Here is a 21,350-nt window from a genome sequence, read left to right as displayed (position 1 = left end):
GCCGATCGTACGGTCAGACGCGGGTGGCCGAGGAGACGGGCATCACGCCGACGGGGTCGTGGCACACCGGTGCGCCGGAGCGGGGACGTGGGTGGCCCGGTACGACGACGCCCCGCCGGAGACCTGTCGGTCTCCGGCGGGGCGGGTGTCAGCGGGGTGAGTGGTGATTCACCCGTTCGGGCGTCAGATCCGCACGCCGAACTGGAAGGTGCCCATGTAGTCCATCGACTCGTAACGGACCACGGTGCCCGGCTTCGGGGCGTGCAGGATCTGGTTGTTGCCCGCGTACAGGCCCACGTGCGAGGTGTTGTTGAAGAACACCAGGTCGCCCGGCTTGAGGGCGCCGCGGCCGATCCGCGCGCCGTCGTTGATCTGGGTGTACGTGGTACGGGTGATCTGGGCGCCGGCCTGGGCGTAGGCCCACTGGGTCAGGCCCGAGCAGTCGAACGAGTTGGGGCCGGTGCCGCCGGACACGTACGGCTTGCCCTGCTGCGTGGAGGCGGCCTGGAGGGCGGCGGCGCCGAGGGCCGAGGCGGGGACCTCGTTGCCGAGCTGGACCCGCTCGCCGGCGGCGCGGCTGGCCCGCTGCTCGTCCTCGTCCATCTTGGCCCGCTCGGCGGCGGTGAGGGTGTTGAGCAGCTTCTGGGCGTCGGCGAGCTTGCCCTGCTGCTTCTTCTTGTTCTCGTCGAGCGTCTTGCGGACGTCGGCGAGGTCACCCATCTTCGTCTGGGCTTCCTTGCGCTGCTGCGCGAGGGCGCGCTGCTTCGCCTGGATCTTCTGCAGCGACTCGGACTGCTTGGCCGTCAGCTGGTCGAGCGCGGAGGCCTGGTCGAGGAAGTCGTCCGGGTCCGAGGAGAGCAGCAGTTGGACGGACGGGTCGAGCCCACCGGAGCGGTACTGCGCGGTGGCGAGCGAACCGAGCTCGCCGCGCAGGGTGTTGAGCTCGTCCTGGCCGCGCGCGACCTTGTCCTGGAGCGCGTCGACCTGCTTCTTGAGCTTGCCCTGCGCCTCTTCGGCGCCGTTGGCCTTCTCGGTGGCGGCCTCGGCCTCGTGGTAGAGCTTGTCGACCTTCGCCTTGACCTCGCTCTTGGTCGGCTTGGGGTCGGCGTGGGCGGCCTGGGAGGTCAGGGCCACGGCTGCTGCGGCGGTCGCGGTGAGCACGGTCACGCGGGTGCGGCTCGGCTGCTTGGGACGACGGTGGGACGCCACGAAGGCGAGCTCCTTCTTCCTCGAGCCGCCTACCGGGCTGTGGGGGACGGAAATCCCCGGCTCCGTGCACGTCACGGACTCGGCGGTTCCTTCGCCGTCACCCCGGGTGGGCGATCATCTGTGCGAAGGTTCGAGGCCTGACCTTAGTGACCATCTTGTGATCAGTTCAAATCCTCACAGGAAAAATCTCGTCACACCAGGCACTTCTTTACTTTCATCACACGGCGTGTAGCGGCAAGTTGACGGTACGTTCCAGAAATTCCGGCAAGCCACCCATGTCACACAAGTGGAACTAGACGCGCGAAAGCCTCTTCAGGAGCAAGGCGGACGCGACCGGTCTGGCTCCCGCCTTCGCCACCCCGTCCGCCACCTCGCGGTCGGTGGAGACCACCACGACGGGTCTGCCCGGCGGTTCGGCGCGGGCCAGCTGCCTGATCAGCTCGTCGGCGGTCACCCCCGCCTTGCTGAACAGCACACGCACCCCACGCGGCGGCGCGAGCAGCACGGGGACCGCCAGTTCGGCCCCGTCGAAGACACAGGTCATCTCGGCGCCGGTCTGGGCGGCGAGGACCGAGAGCCCGCCCAGGAGCCGCAACCGCTGCTTCTCCAGCGGCATCTGCGGATAGCCGGTCTTCGTGACGTTGTAGCCGTCGACGATGAGATGCGCCTGCGGCAGCGCGAGCAGCTGGTCGAGCAGCGCCGGGTCGGTCTCCGAAAGGGCTCTGGCCGCGATGTCCTTCGGGGACATCCGGCCCGGCTCCACCGCGTCGACCCCGTCCGCCGGGCGGATCGACGAGGGCGGCAGGGCCAGTTCACGACGGAGCCCCTGGGCGGCGTCCAGGACGGTGTCCAGCAGCAGCCGCAGCCGCATGTCCTCGACCGAACGCCCTTCCCTGGCAGCCCTGCGACCCGCCTCGACGGCGGTCTCCGCCTCGGCGAGGCGCGCCTTGAGCCGCCGGGACTCGCTCTCGGCGGCGGACACCTGCGCGGCGGCCTCGGCCCGCGCCCCGTCGGTCTCGACGCCGCTCCTGCGCAGGGCCGCCTCGCCGCGCTTCACCTCGCTGAGTGCGCTGCGCAGCTTGCGCTGCAGGGATTCGGCCTCCTTGCGGGAGGCGTCCAGCTCGGCACGGAGCCGTTCGGTCTCGGCCCTGATCTGGCCGCGCGTGGCGGCCAGCTCCTCACGGAGCCGCTCCAGCTCGTGCCGGGTCTCCTCGTCGGCCCGCTCGGCGTCGGCCCGCTGGACCTCCTCGCCCGCGGCGGCCACCAGCTTGACCCAGCCGGCCGGCCGCAGCACGTAGGCGGCGGCGGCCACGTCGACGGGGTCGGCCGCGGCGGGAGGCGCGCCGGATTCCAGCGCGGCGGCCAACTCGGGCTGCGCCTGGCCGATCCGCTCACCGATGCGCCGGCGGAACGCCGCGTCGTTCTCCAGCGCGGCGGCCATCGCGTTGCCCGCGAACTTGGCGCGCCGGCTCGGGGTGAACCTGGCGTACTGCCGGAGCTGTGCGGGGAGTTCACCGACGGTCAGACCGCCGAACGCGTCCGAGACGAGCGCCACGACCTTGCGGCGCACGCCTTCGGGCAGCGGACGGTCGAGCGACTCCGCGGCACCGCCGGCCTCGTCGGCCGGTTCGGCGCCGCCTGTCGGCTGCTCCACCATCCATCACCCCAATGTGTCTGTCCGCGCGGCCCTGTCAGGAGTCGGAACCCGGCCTGTCGACCAGCTCGATCTGGTCCACCGCGTTGCACCAACGACAGCGGACCGACTCGATGGTCTCACTGACCACCTCGCGCTCCTCGACACTCGACTCCCCGGCCAGGTCGAGATGTACGTACTCCACGACCTTGGAGGAGCGCGTCACGTCGAACCGGGTGAGATTGCCGCAGAGCGTGCAGCGCCAGCGGGTCCCGTCCGTAGGCAGGGGAACCGTCGTCATCGTTGCGTCCTCTTTCGTCGTTCGTCGAGTCTCGTGGTGCCCAGGTCTTCGATCTCGCGGTGCGCCGTCGAACTGCGGATGTCCTCGGGTAACCCTACGGCCTGGTGCATACCCATCGACACGGCGAGGCTATCCGTCCCGTTGCCCACCGGTACGTCATGCTCTGTACGTGATCGATTGGCGGCAAGTCGACTGGCGGGCACGGGCCAGGGAACTCGGGGCGGCGACCGCACCGGGCGGCGCACCGGTCACCTACGGGCTCATGGCGCTGTGCCTCGCCGTCTTCCTCCTCAGCCCGCTCTCCGGCCTCACCCCGGTACGCGGCTCCGCCGACGCCCTGCTCGCCGCGCAGGCCGGGTACTTCGAGCGGTGGGGCGTGATCCCCGGCGAACTCCTGGACGGCTCGGCCCACGCGGCGCTCACCCCGCTCACCGCGCTCTTCGTGCACGGCAGCTGGCTGCACCTGCTGGGCAACATGCTCTTCCTGTACGTGTTCGGCGCGATGGCCGAGGAACGCATGGGCCGCGCCGAGTTCGTCTTCTTCTACGTCTGCTGCGGCTATTTCGCCCTGGTGGTCTACGCGGTCGTGCACTCCGATTCCGACCAGACCCTGGTGGGCGCGTCGGGGGCGATCTCGGCGGTGCTCGGCGCCTTCCTCATCCTCTTCCCCCGCGCCCGGGTCACCAGCCTCTTCCCGTTCCTCTTCTTCCTGCCGCTGCGCTTCCCCGCCTGGATCGTGCTCGTGTTCTGGTTCGTCCTGCAGTGGCTGGCGGCGCAGGGCGCGGGCAGCGGCCCGGGCGTGGCGTATCTCGCCCATGTGGCGGGCTTCGCCACCGGCTTCCTCTACGCCTGGGGGCGCTTCCGGGGTGGGGTTAGGGTGAAGGCTCCAGCCACGGCCACCGAGGGAGAAAGCAAGCCGTGATCACCGCGATCGTGCTCATCAAAACCAGCGTGGACCGGATTCCCGAGATCGCCGAGGCCATTGCCGCGCTGGACAGCGTCAGCGAAGTCTTCTCGGTCACCGGTACGTACGACCTGATCGCCATGGTCCGGGTGGCCAAGCACGACGACCTGGCCGACGTCATCCCCGGCCGCATCAGCAAGATCCCGGGCGTCGAGGGCACCGACACCCACGTCGCCTTCCGTACGTACTCGCAGCACGACCTCGAGGCGGCCTTCGCCATCGGCCTCGACGCGTAGGCCTACGGACCCGGCGCGCAGGACACCACGGCTTCGGCCGGGGACGGGAGTGCAGCTCCCGTCCCCGGCCGAAGCCGTACCCGTCAGACCTGTGCCGCGCCCCGGTCCGGGACGCAGCGGCCGCCCTCGGTGCGGTAGGTCCACCGCGCGCCGGTACGGACGAGCTCCCGCACCGCGCCCAGGAACCGCTCGATGTGCTCGTCCGGCGTGCCGGCCCCGAAACTCACCCGGATGGCGTTGAGCGACCTCTCCCCCGGCTCGGCCTCCGGCGCACCGCACTCGCCCGGGTCCTGCGGCTCGCCGCCGAGCAGCGTACGGACGAGCGGGTGCGCGCAGAACAGTCCGTCGCGCACCCCGATGCCGTACTCCGCGGACAGGGCGGCGGCGAAGTGCGAACTGTTCCAGCCCTCGACGACGAACGAGATGACGCCGACCCGCGGGGCGTCGTCACCGAACAGCGAGAGCACCTTGACGGCGGGCACCTCCGCCAGTCCCTCACGGACCCGGGTGACGAGCCGCTGCTCGCGTGCGACCAGCCGGTCGAACCCGGCCTCGGTCAGGGCCTTGCAGGCGGCGGCGATGGAGTAGACGCCGATGACGTTGGGCGAACCCGCCTCGTGCCGGGCCGCCGTGGTGTGCCACTCCACGTCCACGCCCCCGTCGGTGCGCCGGGCGACCTTGCGGGACGCGCCGCCGCCGGCGAGGTAGGGTTCCGCGGCCAGCAGCCAGTCGGCCCGGCCCGCGAGGACGCCCGAGCCGAACGGCGCGTACAGCTTGTGCCCGGAGAAGGCGACCCAGTCGACGTCCAGCTCGGCGATGTCCACCGGGTGATGGGGCGCCAGCTGCGCCGCGTCGAGCACGATGCGCGCCCCATGGGCGTGGGCCGCGGCGGCCAGTTCCCCGACCGGCCACAGCTCACCGGTGACGTTGGACGCGCCGGTCACACAGACGAGCGCCGGGCCGTGGGGGTCGCGGTCGGCCAGCGCCCGCTCCAGCGTGGCGACGGCCTCGGCGGGGGTGCGCGGGGCGTCGAGGTACGTCACACGGGCGTCGCGCCAGGGCAGCAGCGAGGCGTGGTGCTCGGTCTCGAAGACGAAGACCTGGCAGTCGGCGGGCAGCACGGAGGCGAGCAGGTTGAGGGAGTCCGTCGTCGAGCGGGTGAAGACCACCTGGTCCTCGGGACGGCAGCCGAGGAAGTCCGCGACCGTCGTGCGGCTGCTCTCGAAGAGGTCGGTGGAGAGCTGCGAGAGGTATCCGGCCCCGCGGTGCACGCTGCCGTAGTACGGGGCGTAGGCCGCCACGTCGTCCCACACCCGCTGCAGGGCCGGGGAGCTCGCCGCGTAGTCGAGAGCCGCATAGGTGACATCACCACCCGTAACCAGCGGAACAGTGACATCAGCGCCCAGTACCGGCAGCGGGGCACAAATGGACTGGTCGAGGGCAGCGGTGGAGACAGACATGGCGAACTCCCGTAACAGGCAGGCGAAATCCTCGCACCGGCAGTACGCGGCGGCGCGGGGAAGAGGAAAAGGGGTGTGCGGAGAAGGGCGTAGAGCCCTATCGCATTCGCTTGCTCACAAGAGGCTCCCTAGGGACCAGGACCCCGGGGGTTGGCATACACAGATGCCGAGGGGCCCGCGCTTGCCGCAGACCTCGCTGCCTGCGGCCTGGTCTTCACCCGGGGCACCCCGCCACGGACGGAGGGTTGCCGGACAGCGGGCCGGGGCCGTAGTCGCTGTCACTCATGACCTGCGCAGCATTTTGCCATACCTGCCCGTACGCGCAAGGGCGCGGTCCGCGATCCGGACTGCGCCCTGCTTCACCTCGTACGCCCGCGGGCCGTCGACACGCGCGGCACGGCCGGGACGGGGGGTCCTACGCGTTGCTCGCGGCCACCCAGCGCTCCAGCGCGCGCTTGGCCGCGCCCGAGTCGATCGACTCGGCGGCCCGCAGCATCCCCGCGGCGATCCGCTCGTTCAGCGTGCCCTCGCCGGGGTCGAGGGCGACCAGCGCTGCAGCCGAGTTCAGCAGCACCGCGTCGCGTACCGGACCGGTCTCCCCGTCCAGCAGCCGGCGGGCGACGTCCGCGTTGTACGAGGCGTCGGCGCCGCGCAGCGCCTCGACCGGCACCAGTTCCAGGCCGACGTCGCGCGGGTCGAACGCCTCCTCGCGCACGGAGCCGTCCCGGACGATCCAGACCCGGGAGGTCGCCGTGGTGGTCAGCTCGTCGAGACCGTCGTCACCCCGGAAGACGAGCGCCGAGTTTCCCCTGTCGGCGAGCACACCGGCGACGATGGGGGCCATCTTCACGTCGGCGACCCCGATGGCCTGGGAGCGCACCCGGGCCGGGTTGGTGAGCGGGCCGAGGATGTTGAAGGTGGTCTGCGTGCCGAGCTCCTTGCGGGCCTTGGCCGCATGGCGCAGGGCGGGGTGGAACTTCACGGCGAAGCAGAAGGTGATGCCGGCCTCCTCGGCCACCTCGACCACGCGCTGCGGTGTCAGTTCGAGACTGACGCCGAGCTTCTCCAGGACGTCGGAGGCTCCGCTCGCCGAGGACGAGGCGCGGTTGCCGTGCTTGACGACCTTGGCGCCGGTCCCCGCGACCACGATCGCCGACATGGTGGAGATGTTGACCGTCTTGGCCAGGTCGCCGCCGGTGCCCACGATGTCGACCGTACGGCCGGGCACGTGGATGGTCCTGGCGTGCGCGTACATGGCGTTCACGAGGCCGGTGACCTCGTCGACCGTCTCGCCCTTGGCCCGCAGCGCGACCGCGAACCCGGCGATCTGCACGTCGGTGGCCTCGCCGCTCATGATGCGGTCCATGGCCCACGCGGTGTCCTCGGCGGTCAGGTCCTCGCCGCGCAGGAGGGGGGTGAGCACGCCGGGCCAGGAACGGGCCGCCGCGCTGTCGCCGCCGTCCGGGGTCGCCATGTTCATGGTCCGCTCCTGGGGTCCACAGCCGGAATAGGGGTCGGCCCCACCCTATCCAGCCCCGGGAACGGCGAAGAGCCCCGTCCATCGAATGGACGGGGCTCCCGTTGTGGCGGTCAGCTGAGGTGATCAGTGGTGGCCGTGGCCGCTGGTGATCTCCTTGTACTCCTCGGCGGTGGGCTTGGCGATCTGGCTCTCCTCGCCGTAGTAGCTCTTGCTGAGCTTGGCCCGCAGCTTCTGGAGCGACGACGGCTTGCGCTCGACGCCGTTCTTGTCGACCGTGGGGCCGATCTCGACCGGCTTGTACTGCTCGTGCGCCGTGAGCGTGTGCAGCTGCTCCGGACCGAGCGGCTCGTGGATCTCGACGAACTCACCGTGCGGCAGGCGCTTGATGATGCCGGACTCGCGCCCGTGCAGCACCTTCTCCCTGTCGCGGCGCTGGAGGCCGAGGCAGATCCGCTTGGTGACGATGAACGCCAGGACCGGTCCGACGAAGAAGGCGATCCGTACGAACCAGCTGATCGCGTTGAGCGACAGGTGGAAGTGGGTCGCCCAGATGTCGTTGCCGCCGCCGATCAGCATGACGAAGTAGATCGTCACCCAGGCGACGCCCAGCCCGGTACGGGTCGGAGCGTTGCGCGGACGGTCCAGGATGTGGTGTTCGCGCTTGTCCCCGGTGATCCACGACTCGATGAACGGGTACATCGCGAGAGCCCCGAGGACCACGCCGAACAGCACCAGCGGGATCAGCACGCCGAGGACCAGTGTGTGGCCCCAGAGGTTGATCTCCCAGCCGGGCATCACCCGGACGAAGCCTTCCGCGAATCCCATGTACCAGTCCGGCTGGGCGCCTGTGGACACCTGGTCGGGACGGTAGGGGCCGAGCGCCCAGATCGGGTTGATCGTGGCGATCGCGGAGAGGATCGCGATGAAGCCGAAGACCAGGAAGAAGAATCCTCCGGCCTTGGCCATGTAGACCGGCAGCAGCGGCATGCCGACGACGTTCTTGTTCGTCCTGCCCGGTCCGGCGAACTGCGTGTGCTTGTGGAAGAAGACCAGGATGAGGTGGGCGACCACGAGCCCGAGCATGATGCCCGGCAGCAGCAGGATGTGGATCGAGTAGAACCTCGAGATGATGTCCGTACCGGGGAACTCCCCGCCGAACAGGAACATCGAGATGTACGTACCGACGATCGGCATCGACAGGATCGCGCCCTGCGTGAAGCGCACACCCGTACCGGAGAGCAGGTCGTCCGGGAGCGAGTAGCCGGTGAACCCGGTGAACATGCCGAGCACGAAGAGCAGGAAGCCGAACAGCCAGTTGATCTCGCGCGGCTTGCGGTACGCGCCGGTGAAGAACACCCGGAACATGTGGACGAACATGCCGGCGAGGAAGATGATCGCGGCCCAGTGGTGGATCTGCCGGACCAGCAGGCCACCGCGGACGTCGAAGCTGATGTCCAGCGTCGAGGCGTAGGCCGCGGACATCCGGATGCCCTGCATCGGCTCGTACGAGCCGTGGTACACGACCTCGTTCATGCTCGGGTTGAAGAACAGCGTCAGGTACACACCCGTGAGGATGATGATGATGAAGCTGTAGAGGCAGATCTCACCGAGCATGAAGGACCAGTGGTCCGGGAAGATCTTGCGCATGTTGGCCTTGGCCAGGCCGTAGATGCCGAGCCGGCCGTCCGCCCAGTCGGCGACCCGCTCACCGGCGGGCGCCTTGCGCTGTGTTTCCGTCGTAGTACTCATCCGCGCTCCCAGAAGGCAGGACCGACGGGCTCTTCGAAGTCGCCGAGCGCCTCGAGGTTACCCTCGCTGTTCACGCCGATCCGCAGCTGCGGAAGGGCGTGACCGGCCGGACCGAAGATGACGCGGGCGCCGTCGGAGAGGTCGAAGGTGGACTGGTGGCACGGGCAGAGCACGTGATGCGTCTGCTGCTCGTACAGGCTGATCGGGCAGCCGACGTGGGTGCAGATCTTGGAGAAGGCCACGATTCCCTCGTGGGCCCACTCGCGCTCGCGCTTGTCCTTGATGTTGTCCGGCTCGATGCGGATGATCATCAGGGCTGCCTTGGCGATCTGCGTCTGGAAGTCGTGCGCGTCCTCCTCCAGGCCCTCGGGCATGGCGAAGGTCAGCGAACCGACGACGACGTCCTCGGGACGCAGCGGCTCCATGGTGTTCATGTTGACGAGCTGCTTGCCCTTGGCCCACAGGGTCTTGCGGAGCTTCTTCTCCGGCAGCGGACCGAGGTCGCGCAGCAGCACCACGCCGGAGAGCGGCACCAGGGCCAGCGCGCCGAACATGGTGTTGCGGATCAGCTTCCGCCGCCCGATCGCCGATTCCGCGGCACCGGCCGCGAAGTCGGCCATGACCTTGGCCTTGACCTCGGGCGTCGCCTCGATGGCGTGCCGGTCGTCGGCGACCTCCACGTCGGACATCAGGGTGCGCGCCCAGTGGACGGCGCCCGCGCCGATGGCGAAGAGCGCGACGCCCAGGGTCAGACCCAGGGAGAAGTTGAGCGCGCTCACGTGCCCGAACGGCCAGATGTAGACGATCCTGTCGACCGGGAAGATGACGTAGCAGGCGATGAAGCCGACCGTCGCCAGCATGGACAGCGTGAACATGAAGGCGACGGCTCGCTCGGAGCGCCTCGCGGCCCGTTCGTCGATGTCCTGGATGCGCGGCCTGTGGGCCGGCAGCCCCGGGTCGGCGAACGGGTCGCCCGCCGCCTCTACCGCGCCGTGCGCGGTGCCCTGCTCTACCGGCAGGTGCTCTTCTGGAATCTGTTGGCTACTCATGACTTCTTGGCCTTAGCGGTGTGGGCCGCGACCCATACGGCGATGGCGATCAGGCCGCCCAGGCCGAAGATCCAGCCGAAGAGACCTTCGCTGACGGGGCCGAGGCCACCGAGCGAGAGCCCACCGGGGGTCTCGGACTCACTGCCGTTGACGGTCTTGATGTACGCGATGATGTCTTTCTTCTGCTGCTCCGGCATGGTGCTGTCCGGGAAGGACGGCATGCTCTGCGGGCCGGTCTGCATGGCCTCGTAGATGTGCTTCGGGCTCACACCTTCGAGGTCCGGGGCGTACTTCCCGTTCGTGAGGGCACCGCCCTGACCGGTGAAGTTGTGGCACTGCGCGCAGTTGTTGCGGAACAGGTCGCCGCCCTTGGCCACGTCGGCGCCCGCGGGGTCGACCTGGCTCTCGGTAGGCGTGATCGGACCGGCGCCCAGCGACGCGACGTATGCCGCGAGCTGGTCGATCTCGGCCTGGGTGTAGATGACCGGCTTCTTCGGCACCTGGGCACCCGGCTGCTGGGCCGGCATGCGTCCGGTACCGACCTGGAAGTCGACGGCGGCGGAGCCGACGCCCACGAGGGACGGCCCGTCGGTGGTGCCCTGACCGCCGGCTCCGTGGCAGCTGGCGCAGCCTACGGAATAGAGCTTCTTGCCCTCGTCGATGGCGAGGGACTGGGCGGTTTCGTCGGCCTGCGCCTTACCCGCAGGCGCGAACGCGGCGTACAGCCCCCCGGTAGCCGCCAGCGCGAGGAGTAGTACGACGACCGCCGCCAGCGGATGGCGTCGTCGTGCGGAGAGCTTTTTCACGGATTACCCCGGTGTCAGGATCTTCTGCGTCGATGGTGGGTGGGTGCGAGCCCGGTTACTTGATCATGTAGATCGTGGCGAACAGGCCGATCCAGACGACATCGACGAAGTGCCAGTAATAGGACACGACGATGGCCGCGGTGGCCTGCTCGTGGGTGAACCTCGAGGCCGCGTACGTCCTGCCCAGAACGAGCAGGAAGGCGATGAGACCGCCTGTCACATGCAGACCGTGGAAGCCGGTCGTCAGGTAGAACACCGAGCCGTACGGGTCGGAGGACAGGGAGAGACCCGCGTCCTTGACCAGCTCGGTGTACTCGAGGACCTGGCCTCCGATGAAGATCGAACCCATCACGAACGTGATGATGAACCAGGTGCGGAGCTTCTTCACATCGCCCCGCTCCGCGGCGAAGACGCCGAGCTGGCAGGTGAGAGAGGAAAGCACCAGGATCGTCGTGTTCGTCGCCGAGAACGGGAAGTTCAGATGGTCGGCCATCTCCTTCCAGTGGTCGGGTCCCATCACCGATCGCAGGGTGAAGTACATCGCGAAGAGGGCCGCGAAGAACATCAGCTCGGAACTCAACCAGATGATGGTTCCGACGCTGGTGAGGTTCGGTCGATTGACCGACGGGTGCGCGTGCCCGGTTTCTACTGTCGTTGCTGTCGCCACGACCGACATTATGTCGGTCGCTTATCCCGCCCTCACTCCCGGGGGTGCTGTTCGGTGTGTCAGTGGAGTGTGTCCGCACCGAACGGCCCATCGAAACGCTGTCATTACCGGTGCTGACAGGCTGTCCGCCGGAGTACGATCCGCCCATCGGTTCATGCCCCGAGAGCCCCGAAGACACAGATGTCACGGAGGAACAATGCAGCCGACCGCCACGGTCCTGGTCTACAGCGACGACGCCAACACCCGTGAGCAGGTGAAGCTGGCCGCCGGCCGCAGGCCCGCGGCGGACGTGCCCCAAGTGGAGTTCCTGGAGTGCGCCACGCTGCCCGCGGTCCTGAGCGCGCTCGACCGGGGCGGTGTGGACGTCTGCGTGCTGGACGGCGAGACGGCGCCCGCGGGCGGTATGGGCGTCTGCCGGCAGATCAAGGACGAGATCTTCGACTGCCCGCCCGTGCTGCTGCTCATCGGGCGCCCGCAGGACGCCTGGCTGGCCACCTGGAGCCGCGCGGACGCGGCGGTGACCCATCCGGTCGACCCGGTCGACTTCGCGGACGCCCTGGCCTCCCTGCTGCGCCACCGGCTGTCCGTCGGGGCCTGACGGGTCCGGGGACCCTGCGTACGGTCCCTGCCCGGCGCGGCGCACTCCCCGGCCGGATCAGACCTGGGGGCGCAGCCGCGCCGCCTGGACGTCGGTGCCCGCGTCGGGCGTGCCGCTGCGCAGCGCGCTGCCCTTCTGCCAGCTGTCCCAGGCCAGGTTCCAGTCTCCGAAGCCGTTGTCGAACGGCGTCATCGTCTCGCCCTCGCTGCCGACGACCTCGACGATGTCTCCCTCGCGCACGGTGTCGAAGAACCACTCGGCGTCGGCGGTGCTCATGCCGGTGCAGCCGTGGCTGACGTTGGCGTTGCCCTGTGATCCCGTCGACCAGGGGGCCGCGTGGACGTACTCGCCGCTCCAGGTGACGCGGGTCGCGTAGTAGACGGGGAGGTCGTACGACTCGGACGAGCCGGCGGCGATACCGATGCTCTCGCCGCGCATGCGTACGTAGTACTCCTTGCCGAGCACGACCTTGACGCCGTTACGGGTGGAGAAGCCGGGCTTGCCGGTGGTCACCGGAATGGTGTTGATCACTTCTCCGTTGCGCAGGACCGTCATGGAGTGGTCCGAGGCGTCGGTGATGGCCTCGATGCGGTCGCCGGTGGCGAGCTTCAGGGGCTTCGTGGCGGCCCCGTGGAGGGCGTGGGTGACCTTGATGCCCTTGAGGTTGCTGCGGACGTCGATGGTGGCGCCGGCGGGCCAGTACTCCTTGGGCCGGTAGTGCAGGGTCTTGGCGTCGACCCAGTACCAGGAGCCCGTGACCGCGGGGGTGGACCGGACCTGCAGCCCGCGCTCCACGGTGGCCCTGGCCGCCCGGTCGGTGACCGGAGCGCTGAGTTCCGCCGTGACGGGCTGCCCGACGCCGTAGGTGCCCGCCTGCGGACCGAAGGAGACCTTCAGGAACTTCTTCGCGGAGGTCGTGCCGAAGGCGTACGTACGGCTGCCGGGGGCGCCGTCGCCGTCCTCCGTGGAGACCCTGACGGTGTACCGGGTGCCGGCCGCGAGCGAGGCGGTGGAGTGCCAGCGCTTCCCGTCGGCGTCGAGTTCGCCCGCCAGGTGGCGGCCCTCCGTGTCGACGGCCGTCACATCAGTGATGCGGACGTCGTCATCCTTGACGGTGACTTCGAGGGGCTTGTCGGGGTCGGCCCTCTCGTCCTTGGAGGGACCGTTGAAGGTGACCAGGTCGGCCGCGTCGTGCGGCTTCAGGGACAGGGGATGGCCATCGGGCTCGCCACAGGCGGTCGCACCCGCAACCAGGGTCACGACCAGCAGGGTGCAGCTCACCGAAGTGCGGATGCGCGGCGTGTGGTTCATGAACCCACGCTAAGAAGATTCATCCGATCCAGCGCGTTCAGTGACTGCAAACGGGGGCCCGCACCGCTCTGTGACGAGTGGTGCGGGCCCCCGTACGGGTGCCGCCGTCCGTGGACGGCGTGGTGCTACTGGGTGCGGTTCTCGCCCCGGTAGTACTCGAAGACCCAGCCGAAGAGGCCGATCAGGAGCAGCGGGGCCGAGAAGTAGGCCAGCCACCAGCCGAAGACGACGCCGAGGAAGAGGAAGGCGCCACCGATGGCCAGCGAGAGCGGCTGCCAGCTGTGCGGGGAGAAGAACCCCACATCACCGGCTTCGTCCATGATGTCGGCTTCCTTGTCGTCCTGGGCCATCTTGTCGACCCTGTTGGCCGTGAAGGCCAGGTAGAAGCCGATCATGACGGTCAGTCCGAAGGACAGGACGAGCGCGGTGGTGCCCACCGGCTCCTTCGACCAGACGCCGTACGTGACGGCCATGGCCAGCATGAAGACGCTCAGCCAGAGGAAGAGCTTGCCCTGGATCTTCACTTGCCGTCCTCCTTGCCACCGACGAGGACCTTGTCACCCTCGGAGAGGTGATCGAGCTGCTCGAGCGCCGCGATCTCCGGGTGGTGCAGGTCGAACGCCGGGGATTCGGAACGGATGCGCGGCAGGCTGACGAAGTTGTGCCGCGGGGGCGGGCAGGACGTCGCCCATTCGAGCGAACGGCCGTAGCCCCACGGGTCGTCGACCTCGACCTTCTTGCCGTACTTCGCGGTCTTCCACACGTTGTAGAAGAACGGCAGCATCGACAGGCCGAGCACGAACGAGGACACCGTCGAGATGGTGTTCAGCGCGGTGAAGCCGTCGGCGGCGAGGTAGTCCGCGTAACGACGCGGCATGCCCTCGGCACCGAGCCAGTGCTGCACCAGGAAGGTGCCGTGGAAGCCGACGAACAGCGTCCAGAACGTCATCTTGCCGAGCCGCTCGTCCAGCATCTTGCCGGTGAACTTCGGCCACCAGAAGTGGAATCCGGCGAACATCGCGAAGACCACGGTGCCGAACACGACGTAGTGGAAGTGCGCGACGACGAAGTACGAGTCGGAGACGTGGAAGTCCAGCGGCGGCGAGGCCAGGATCACGCCGGTCAGACCACCGAAGGCGAAGGTGATCAGGAAGCCGACCGACCAGAGCATCGGTGTCTCGAAGGACAACGACCCCTTCCACATCGTGCCGATCCAGTTGAAGAACTTCACACCGGTCGGTACCGCGATCAGGAAGGTCATGAACGAGAAGAACGGCAACAGCACACCGCCGGTCACGTACATGTGGTGCGCCCACACCGTGACCGAGAGGCCGGCGATGGAAATGGTCGCCGCGATCAGACCGATGTAACCGAACATCGGCTTCCGGCTGAATACCGGAATGATCTCGGAAACGATTCCGAAGAACGGCAGGGCGATGATGTACACCTCTGGGTGTCCGAAGAACCAGAAGAGGTGTTGCCACAGCAATGCGCCGCCGTTGGAGGCGTCGAAGATATGTGCGCCGAATTTCCGGTCGACTTCCAGCGCGAAGAGTGCCGCGGCCAGGACCGGGAAGGCCAGCAGGACCAGGACACCGGTCAGCAGGACGTTCCAGGTGAAGATCGGCATGCGGAACATCGTCATGCCGGGGGCGCGCATGCAGATGATCGTGGTGATGAAGTTGACCGCACCCAGGATCGTGCCGAAGCCGGAGAAGGCCAGACCCATGATCCACATGTCGGCGCCGATGCCCGGCGAGCGGACCGCGTCCGACAGCGGGGAGTAGGCGAACCAGCCGAAGTCGGCGGCGCCCTGCGGGGTGAGGAAGCCGGCCACCGCGATGAGCGAACCGAAGAGGTACAGCCAGAACGCGAACATGTTCAGCCGCGGGAACGCCACGTCGGGCGCGCCGATCTGCAGCGGCATGATCCAGTTCGCGAACCCCGCGAAGAGCGGCGTCGCGAACATCAGCAGCATGATCGTGCCGTGCATCGTGAACGCCTGGTTGAACTGCTCGTTCGACATGATCTGCGTACCGGGGCGGGCCAGCTCGGCGCGCATGAAGAGCGCCAGGAGACCGCCGATGCAGAAGAACGCGAACGAGGCGACCAGGTACATCGTGCCGATGGTCTTGTGGTCAGTGGTGGTGAGCCACTTGACGACCGCGCTCCCCGGCTGCTTGCGCCGCACCGGCAGCTCGTCCTCGAAAGAGTCGTCTGCTGCCGCGGCACCCTGAGATTCGTTGAGGATGCTCACAGTTTGTTCGTCTCCGCATTCCTGGCCGGGTCCGTCTGCTCGATGCCTGCCGGCACGTAGCCCGTCTGACCCTTCTCCGCCAGCTCCTTGAGGTGCTGCTGGTAACGCTCGGGGGAGACGATCTTGACGTTGAAGAGCATCCGGGAGTGGTCGACGCCGCAGAGCTCGGCGCACTTGCCCATGTAGGTGCCCTCCTTGTTCGGAGTCACCTCGAACGCGTTGGTGTGGCCCGGAATGACGTCCTGCTTCATGAGGAACGGCACCACCCAGAAGGAGTGGATGACGTCACGCGAAGTCAGCACGAAGCGGACCTTCTCACCCTTCGGCAGCCACAGGGTCGGACCCGGGTTGCCGTTCTGCGGGTTGCGCGTACCGGGGATGCCCACGTCGTAGACGCCGCCGGCGTCCTTGGGGAAGTCCTTGCGGTACTTGTCGGGGATGGCGTCGAGTTCCTTCGGGATCTCGCCGCCGGTGGAGGGCGAGCCCTCCACGTTCTCGATGTAGTTGAAGCCCCAGCTCCACTGGTAGCCGACCACGTTGATCGTGTGGGTGGGCTTCGGGCTGAGCTCGAGGAGCTTCGACTCATCGCGCGCGGTGAAGTAGAAGAACACCGAGACGATGATGAGGGGGACCACTGTGTACAACGCCTCGATGGGCATGTTGTACCTGGTCTGCTGAGGTACCTCCACCTTGGTCCTGCTACGCCGGTGGAAGATGACGCTCCACAGGATCAGTCCCCAGACCAGGACACCCGTGGCGAGCGCTGCCGCCCACGAGCCCTGCCAGAGGGAGAGGATCCGAGGGGCCTCTTCCGTTACCGGGGTGGGCATACCGAGGCGGGGGAAATCCTCCCAGTTGTATTCACAACCGGAGGCCGTCGCCAGGACCAGGGCCGCAGTCAGCACCTGCGGCAGCTTCCGCCGCATCGGGCGCCGCGACGAGCGGTCGGAGCCGTTGGGACTCACGTAGCGCCTTCCCGAGAGTCTCGCCCGCACGGTCGGCGCGGCCGTTTCGCTTGGTCGGTCGCCGGCCCTGACGCGGGCAGGGGTTTGGATGTTTATGCGGACCAAACCCTACTGGACGCTATTTGGGGTCGCGCGGGGAGGGTGCCCAACGCGCCGCCCGACACCCCGAAGGGGTGGAATCCGGGCCTCCGGACGTCATCTGACGCTCCCTCTCCCCTGCCGGTACCCGGACCGTCCCCGGAGTGAGGCACCGGTGAGGGCTAGCGTGGCGGTGTGCCCTACTTCGATGCCGCATCCTCCGCCCCCCTGCACCCCGTCGCCCGCCAGGCGCTGCTTGCCTCGCTGGACGAGGGCTGGGCCGACCCGGCCCGGCTGTACCGCGAGGGGCGGCGGGCCGGGCTGCTGCTGGACGCGGCCCGGGAGGCCTCGGCGGAGGCCGTCGGGTGCCGGCCGGACGAGCTCGTCTTCACCTCGTCGGGAACGCGTGCGGTGCACTCCGCGATCGCCGGGGCTCTTTCCGGCCGTCGGCGTGTCGGCCGCCATCTGGTCCTTTCGGCGGTCGAGCACTCGTCCGTGCTGCACGCGGCCGCGGCGCTGGAGGCCGCCGGCGGTTCCTTCACCGAGGTGCCGGTGGACCGGTCCGGCGCGGTCGGCCCCGCCGCGTACGGCGCGGCGCTGCGTGCCGACACCGCGCTGGCCTGCCTCCAGTCCGCGAACCACGAGGTGGGCACCGAGCAGCCGGTGGCCGAGACCGCGGAGATCTGCTCGGCGGCGGGCGTGCCGCTGCTGGTGGACGCCGCCCAGTCACTGGGCTGGGGACCCGTGCGGGGCGGCTGGTCGCTGCTGACCGCCAGCGCCCACAAGTGGGGCGGGCCGGCCGGGGTCGGGCTGCTCGCCGTGCGTAAGGGCGTCAGGTTCGCGCCCCGGGGTCCGGCCGACGAGCGGGAGTCGGGGCGGGCCGCCGGCTTCGAGAACATCCCGGCCGTCGTGGCGGCGGCGGCCTCGCTGCGGGCGGTGCGTGCCGAGGCCGCCGAGGAGTCCGTACGGCTGCGCGCCCTGGTGGACCGCATCCGGGCCGCGGTGGGAGGCGGTCTGGTGCCGGATGTGGAGGTGGTCGGCGATCCGGTGCGGCGGCTGCCGCACCTGGTCACCTTCTCCTGTCTCTATGTCGACGGAGAGACACTGCTCCATGAGCTGGACCGGGCGGAATTCTCTGTTTCATCCGGTTCGTCCTGCACGAGCAGCACCCTGACCCCGAGCCATGTCCTCAAGGCGATGGGGGTGCTCACGGAGGGAAACATCCGCGTGTCGCTGCCGTCCGGGACCACCGGGGCCGAGGTGGACCGCTTCCTGGAGGTGCTGCCGGGCGTGGTGGCCGGGGTGCGGGAGCGGCTCGGGGCACCGTCGGCGGCGGCCCCCTCCCCCGCCCCGCGTGCGGCGCTCGTCGTCGACGCGCTGGGCAGGCGCTGCCCGATCCCGGTGATCGAACTCGCAAAGGTGATCGGAGAGGTACCCGTGGGCGGCACGGTGACGGTCCTCGCCGACGACGAGGCCGCCCGGCTCGACATTCCCGCCTGGTGCGAGATGCGCGAGCAGGAGTACGTGGGCGAGGAGCCGGCGGACCGGGGCTCGGCCTATGTGGTCCGCCGGCTCGTCTGAGCCCGTCCTAGGAGAGGTGCGCGCGGACCTCGGTGGCGGCCTCGTCGCCGTACGCCTTGGTGAAGCGGTCCATGAAGTCGGTCCGCCGCAGGGTGTACTCCTGGGTGCCGACCGTCTCGATCACCAGGGTCGCGAGCATGCAGCCGACCTGGGCGGCGCGCTCCAGGCCGACGCCCCAGGCGAGGCCGGAGAGGAATCCGGCCCGGAAGGCGTCGCCGACGCCGGTCGGGTCGGCCTTCCGCTCCTCCTCGGCGCAGCCGACCTCGATCGGGTCCTGACCGGCCTTCTCGATGCGGACGCCGCGGGCGCCGAGGGTGGTGACACGGTGGCCGACCTTAAAGAGGATCTCCTCGTCGCTCCAGCCGGTCTTGGACTCGATGAGCCCCTTCTCGTACTCGTTGGAGAAGAGGTACGTGGCGCCGTCGAGGAGGATCCGGATGTCGTCGCCGTCCATCCGGGCGATCTGCTGCGAGAAGTCCGCGGCGAACGGGATGTTGCGGGCACGGCACTCCTCCGTGTGGCGGAGCATCGCCTCGGGGTCGTCGGCGCCGATGGAGACGAGGTCGAGGCCGCCGACCCGGTCGGCGACGCTCTTCAGCTCGATGAGGCGGGCCTCGCTCATCGCGCCGGTGTAGAAGGACCCGATCTGGTTGTGGTCCGAGTCCGTCGTGCAGACGAAGCGGGCCGTGTGCAGGACCTCGGAGATCCGGACCGATCCGGTGTCGACGCCGTGCCGGTCGAGCCAGGACCGGTACTCGTCGAAGTCCGATCCTGCGGCACCGACCAGGATCGGGCGGGCGCCGAGCATGCCCATACCGAAGGCGATGTTGGCGCCGACACCTCCACGGCGCACGTCGAGGTTGTCGACCAGGAAGGAGAGCGAGACCGTGTGCAGCTGGTCCGCGACGAGCTGGTCGGCGAATCGGCCGGGGAAGGTCATGAGGTGGTCGGTGGCGATGGAGCCGGTGACTGCAATGCGCACGGGGAAGCTGCTCCTGCGGAAGGCGAAGGGAACGCGTGAGCGCGCCCTCCGGGACGGCATGACAGTTCACGCTACCCGGTATCGCCGTCTGATCCGAAGGGCGAAAACTACCCGATAGTAGGGCTTTCTACCTGAGTGCCACCGTGCGTACGGTGCGGATATGTCGAACAACATCGTTCCGCGCGAGTCCGAGATGAGCCTGGCCGAGCTGCGCGGTGACTGCGCCCGCATGGCGCCGCACTGGGTCGTCCCCGCGAAGACTGCCACCGAGCCGGTGGCGCCGTCCCTGATTCACGGGGTCACGGTGCCGCCCTCGTCGGCCCGGCTGATCGACGCCATGTCCGACTACGGGGACTGACCGGCCGGCGGCGGCTCCCCCGGCACCCGTCGGTGGAACCGCGCGCTCCCCTGCTCCGTCCCACCGTTGTTCCCACTCGGGGGGCAGGCGATGAGCCAGTGGCGGCTATGCAGTCGAAGGAGCGATCCGGTGAGCACCGAGCGACCCGTGAAGGACGTGACCGGTATCCGGCGGCGGCGTTCGCCGCTCGCCGTAACCTCGGTGGCGGCAGCTGTGCTGCTGGCCGGTGGCGGCGGCGCGTACTGGGCCTCGACGGCGGCGGGCGAGGCGGGCCCGGGGCTCGGCCCCGACCCCGGGGCCGCCTCGCCCCCACCACTGTCGCTGGACGTCGCGGCCGACGGCGGCCCGACGGCGCCCGCGCCGGGCATCGCACCGGGTGAACCGGATCCGCACGGCGGCGGGACCGTCTACCGCGCCTCGGGAGAGCTTCCGGACGGCCCGGACACGGCCGCCGTGCACCGGGCCGACGGCAAGGTGACCTCGGCGGAGGTGGCACGGCTGGCCAAGGCCCTCGGGGTGCGGGGAACGCCGCGTTCCGACGGCACCGCCTGGAAGGTCGGCAGTGACGGGGACGGGTCGGGGCCGGTGCTGCGGGTGACCGAGCGGGCTCCGGGCACCTGGACCTTCGCCCGCTACGCCCCGGGCGGCCCGGACGCGTGCGAGTCGGTCACGGTCTGCTCGAAGGACGCGGCACCGGGCACCGGCTCGCCCGTCGGCGAGAGGGCCGCCGAGGCCGCCGCGCTCCCGGTGCTGAAGGCCGTGGGGCAGGACGACGCGGCACTCGACGCCGGGCAGCTGATGGGTTCCGTACGTGTGGTGAACGCCGACCCGGTGGTCGGCGGGCTGCCCACGTACGGCTGGTCGACCGGCGTCCAGGTGGGTGCCGGGGGCGAGATCGTGGGCGGCAGCGGGCAGCTGAAGGGCCTGGAGAAGAGCGACACCTATCCGGTCATCGGCGCGGACGAGGCGCTGAAGCAGCTGAACGCGGAGAACCGGAGCGCCGCGAAGGGCGGTGTCGGCGGCTGCGCGACCCCCGTACCGCTGGAGGGCGACTCCGCCGCACCGAAGGCGACGGACTGCTCCGGCGGGAGCGGCCGCACCCCGGAGACCACCACCGTGACGGTCGACGAGGCGGTGCTGGGGCTGGCCGCGCGGAACGCGGACGGGGAGCGGGTGCTCGTGCCCTCGTGGCTGTTCTCCGTACGGCCCGAGGGGGGCGGCCCGGAGAACACGGTCGTACGGGTGGCCGTGGACCCCGAGTACCTGGCGAAGGACACCACCCGGCCGGCTCCGGAGCCCACGAAGGTCCCGCGGGACCCGGGGACGGGCTCGGACGACACGACGGCCGGGCAGCGGCGGATCATCTCGTACAGCGACGAGGGCCGGACGCTGGAGGTGACGTTCTGGGGAGGCGTGTGCAGCACGTACGCGGCGCGTGCCACGGAGAGCGGCACGACGGTCCGGGTGAAGGTCACCGAGTCGCAGCCGGAGCCCGGCAAGGCGTGCATCCTGATCGCGAAGGAAGTGACCCGGACGGTGACGCTGGACGCCCCGCTGGGTGACCGGAAGGTCGTCGACGCGGCCTCGGGAGCCTCGGTGCCGCGCGGCTGACAGCCCCCACACGTACGGCGTACGACGACGGCGGCGGCACACCCGGGGATCCGGG

The 21,350-nt window shown here is 69.4% G+C and carries 20 protein-coding genes and 1 riboswitch; of the genes, 6 read left to right on the top strand and 14 right to left on the bottom strand.

All coding sequences use genetic code 11. The annotated features are described in order from the left end of the window. Nucleotides 1-183: 183 nt before the first annotated feature. From ACFWVP_RS31485 to ACFWVP_RS31475, 3 genes are all read right to left on the bottom strand, one after another. Nucleotides 184-1,209 carry an NlpC/P60 family protein gene (locus tag ACFWVP_RS31485; protein ID WP_384501386.1) on the bottom strand — a complete coding sequence of 342 codons (1,026 nt, stop codon included), beginning with the start codon at nt 1,207-1,209 and terminating at the stop codon, nt 184-186. Nucleotides 1,210-1,501: 292 nt separating this feature from the next. Beyond that, nucleotides 1,502-2,863 (bottom strand): NYN domain-containing protein, encoded by a 1,362-nt coding sequence (locus ACFWVP_RS31480; protein ID WP_384501419.1) that lies wholly within the window; start codon nt 2,861-2,863, stop codon nt 1,502-1,504. Nucleotides 2,864-2,900: 37 nt separating this feature from the next. Next, on the bottom strand, nt 2,901-3,143 hold the full coding sequence (locus ACFWVP_RS31475; RefSeq protein WP_384501385.1) for a hypothetical protein: 243 nt from the start codon (nt 3,141-3,143) through the stop codon (nt 2,901-2,903). Nucleotides 3,144-3,312: 169 nt separating this feature from the next. Between ACFWVP_RS31475 and ACFWVP_RS31470 the strand changes: the two genes are divergently transcribed. Both ACFWVP_RS31470 and ACFWVP_RS31465 read left to right on the top strand, forming a co-directional pair. Beyond that, a complete protein-coding gene (locus tag ACFWVP_RS31470; protein ID WP_384501384.1) occupies nt 3,313-4,065 on the top strand; it encodes a rhomboid family intramembrane serine protease in 753 nt (250 codons plus the stop codon). After that, the gene (locus ACFWVP_RS31465) at nt 4,062-4,343 is read left to right on the top strand and encodes an Lrp/AsnC family transcriptional regulator (RefSeq protein ID WP_007451244.1); all 282 of its coding nucleotides are present in this window, start codon (nt 4,062-4,064) and stop codon (nt 4,341-4,343) included. The genes ACFWVP_RS31470 and ACFWVP_RS31465 overlap by 4 nt, the downstream gene beginning before the upstream one ends. 83 nt (nt 4,344-4,426) lie before the next feature. On the opposite strand, the gene ACFWVP_RS31460 is transcribed toward ACFWVP_RS31465, so the two are convergent. From ACFWVP_RS31460 to ACFWVP_RS31435, 6 genes are all read right to left on the bottom strand, one after another. Further along, nucleotides 4,427-5,803, bottom strand: coding sequence for an aminotransferase class V-fold PLP-dependent enzyme (locus ACFWVP_RS31460; RefSeq protein WP_384501383.1), 1,377 nt, complete (start codon nt 5,801-5,803; stop codon nt 4,427-4,429). Nucleotides 5,804-5,975: 172 nt separating this feature from the next. Then, a riboswitch (SAM riboswitch) is annotated at nt 5,976-6,093 on the bottom strand. A gap of 125 nt (nt 6,094-6,218) precedes the next feature. Beyond that, nucleotides 6,219-7,283: an anthranilate phosphoribosyltransferase gene (gene trpD, locus ACFWVP_RS31455; RefSeq protein WP_384501382.1), complete on the bottom strand. Its 1,065-nt coding sequence runs from the start codon at nt 7,281-7,283 to the stop codon at nt 6,219-6,221. A gap of 123 nt (nt 7,284-7,406) precedes the next feature. Then, nucleotides 7,407-9,032 (bottom strand): cytochrome bc complex cytochrome b subunit, encoded by a 1,626-nt coding sequence (locus tag ACFWVP_RS31450; protein ID WP_384501381.1) that lies wholly within the window; start codon nt 9,030-9,032, stop codon nt 7,407-7,409. Beyond that, the gene (locus tag ACFWVP_RS31445; RefSeq protein ID WP_384501380.1) at nt 9,029-10,081 is read right to left on the bottom strand and encodes a Rieske 2Fe-2S domain-containing protein; all 1,053 of its coding nucleotides are present in this window, start codon (nt 10,079-10,081) and stop codon (nt 9,029-9,031) included. Before ACFWVP_RS31445 ends, ACFWVP_RS31450 begins: the two co-directional genes overlap by 4 nt. Then, nucleotides 10,078-10,887 carry a c-type cytochrome gene (locus ACFWVP_RS31440; protein WP_384501379.1) on the bottom strand — a complete coding sequence of 270 codons (810 nt, stop codon included), beginning with the start codon at nt 10,885-10,887 and terminating at the stop codon, nt 10,078-10,080. The genes ACFWVP_RS31445 and ACFWVP_RS31440 overlap by 4 nt, the downstream gene beginning before the upstream one ends. A gap of 55 nt (nt 10,888-10,942) precedes the next feature. Continuing rightward, nucleotides 10,943-11,563, bottom strand: a complete 621-nt coding sequence (locus ACFWVP_RS31435; RefSeq protein ID WP_056784286.1) for a heme-copper oxidase subunit III — start codon at nt 11,561-11,563, stop codon at nt 10,943-10,945. A 187-nt stretch (nt 11,564-11,750) separates the two neighbouring features. Between ACFWVP_RS31435 and ACFWVP_RS31430 the strand changes: the two genes are divergently transcribed. Next, nucleotides 11,751-12,152 (top strand): hypothetical protein, encoded by a 402-nt coding sequence (locus ACFWVP_RS31430; protein ID WP_384501378.1) that lies wholly within the window; start codon nt 11,751-11,753, stop codon nt 12,150-12,152. Nucleotides 12,153-12,209: 57 nt separating this feature from the next. Here ACFWVP_RS31430 and ACFWVP_RS31425 read toward each other — a convergent pair whose 3' ends face one another. From ACFWVP_RS31425 to coxB, 4 genes are all read right to left on the bottom strand, one after another. Further along, nucleotides 12,210-13,463: an Ig-like domain-containing protein gene (locus ACFWVP_RS31425; protein ID WP_384501377.1), complete on the bottom strand. Its 1,254-nt coding sequence runs from the start codon at nt 13,461-13,463 to the stop codon at nt 12,210-12,212. A 125-nt stretch (nt 13,464-13,588) separates the two neighbouring features. Beyond that, nucleotides 13,589-13,987: a cytochrome c oxidase subunit 4 gene (locus ACFWVP_RS31420; RefSeq protein ID WP_384501376.1), complete on the bottom strand. Its 399-nt coding sequence runs from the start codon at nt 13,985-13,987 to the stop codon at nt 13,589-13,591. Continuing rightward, nucleotides 13,984-15,720 carry a cytochrome c oxidase subunit I gene (ctaD, locus tag ACFWVP_RS31415; protein ID WP_384501375.1) on the bottom strand — a complete coding sequence of 579 codons (1,737 nt, stop codon included), beginning with the start codon at nt 15,718-15,720 and terminating at the stop codon, nt 13,984-13,986. Before ctaD ends, ACFWVP_RS31420 begins: the two co-directional genes overlap by 4 nt. Further along, nucleotides 15,717-16,685, bottom strand: a complete 969-nt coding sequence (gene coxB, locus ACFWVP_RS31410) for a cytochrome c oxidase subunit II (RefSeq protein ID WP_384501374.1) — start codon at nt 16,683-16,685, stop codon at nt 15,717-15,719. The genes ctaD and coxB overlap by 4 nt, the downstream gene beginning before the upstream one ends. A 273-nt stretch (nt 16,686-16,958) precedes the next feature. On the opposite strand from coxB, the gene ACFWVP_RS31405 reads away from it, so the two are divergent. Then, nucleotides 16,959-18,344: a cysteine desulfurase/sulfurtransferase TusA family protein gene (locus ACFWVP_RS31405; RefSeq protein WP_384501373.1), complete on the top strand. Its 1,386-nt coding sequence runs from the start codon at nt 16,959-16,961 to the stop codon at nt 18,342-18,344. Nucleotides 18,345-18,351: 7 nt separating this feature from the next. Here the strand turns inward: ACFWVP_RS31405 and ACFWVP_RS31400 are convergent, their stop codons facing one another. Then, nucleotides 18,352-19,326: a carbohydrate kinase family protein gene (locus ACFWVP_RS31400; protein WP_384501372.1), complete on the bottom strand. Its 975-nt coding sequence runs from the start codon at nt 19,324-19,326 to the stop codon at nt 18,352-18,354. A gap of 160 nt (nt 19,327-19,486) precedes the next feature. Here ACFWVP_RS31400 and ACFWVP_RS31395 point away from each other — a divergent pair, with 160 nt between their 5' ends. Then, nucleotides 19,487-19,684, top strand: a complete 198-nt coding sequence (locus tag ACFWVP_RS31395; protein WP_384501371.1) for a hypothetical protein — start codon at nt 19,487-19,489, stop codon at nt 19,682-19,684. A 129-nt stretch (nt 19,685-19,813) separates the two neighbouring features. Then, a complete protein-coding gene (locus ACFWVP_RS31390; RefSeq protein ID WP_384501370.1) occupies nt 19,814-21,295 on the top strand; it encodes a hypothetical protein in 1,482 nt (493 codons plus the stop codon). Nucleotides 21,296-21,350 lie beyond the last annotated feature (55 nt).

Source organism: Streptomyces sp. NPDC058637 (assembly GCF_042717325.1).
Lineage (GTDB): Bacteria > Actinomycetota > Actinomycetes > Streptomycetales > Streptomycetaceae > Streptomyces.
The sequence above is the reverse complement of the archived record's forward strand: the minus strand, read 5'-3'. Positions and strand labels throughout refer to the sequence as shown.

Excerpts from the sequence above, each read along its gene's own strand:
- ACFWVP_RS31475 (WP_384501385.1), bottom strand. The coding sequence starts at position 3,143 with ATGACGACGGTTCCCCTGCCTACGGACGGGACCCGCTGGCGCTGCACG.
- ACFWVP_RS31460 (WP_384501383.1), bottom strand. The coding sequence starts at position 5,803 with ATGTCTGTCTCCACCGCTGCCCTCGACCAGTCCATTTGTGCCCCGCTG.
- trpD (WP_384501382.1), bottom strand. The coding sequence starts at position 7,283 with ATGAACATGGCGACCCCGGACGGCGGCGACAGCGCGGCGGCCCGTTCC.
- ACFWVP_RS31450 (WP_384501381.1), bottom strand. The coding sequence starts at position 9,032 with ATGAGTACTACGACGGAAACACAGCGCAAGGCGCCCGCCGGTGAGCGG.
- ACFWVP_RS31445 (WP_384501380.1), bottom strand. The coding sequence starts at position 10,081 with ATGAGTAGCCAACAGATTCCAGAAGAGCACCTGCCGGTAGAGCAGGGC.
- ACFWVP_RS31435 (WP_056784286.1), bottom strand. The coding sequence starts at position 11,563 with ATGTCGGTCGTGGCGACAGCAACGACAGTAGAAACCGGGCACGCGCAC.
- ACFWVP_RS31430 (WP_384501378.1), top strand. The coding sequence starts at position 11,751 with ATGCAGCCGACCGCCACGGTCCTGGTCTACAGCGACGACGCCAACACC.
- ACFWVP_RS31425 (WP_384501377.1), bottom strand. The coding sequence starts at position 13,463 with ATGAACCACACGCCGCGCATCCGCACTTCGGTGAGCTGCACCCTGCTG.
- ACFWVP_RS31395 (WP_384501371.1), top strand. The coding sequence starts at position 19,487 with ATGTCGAACAACATCGTTCCGCGCGAGTCCGAGATGAGCCTGGCCGAG.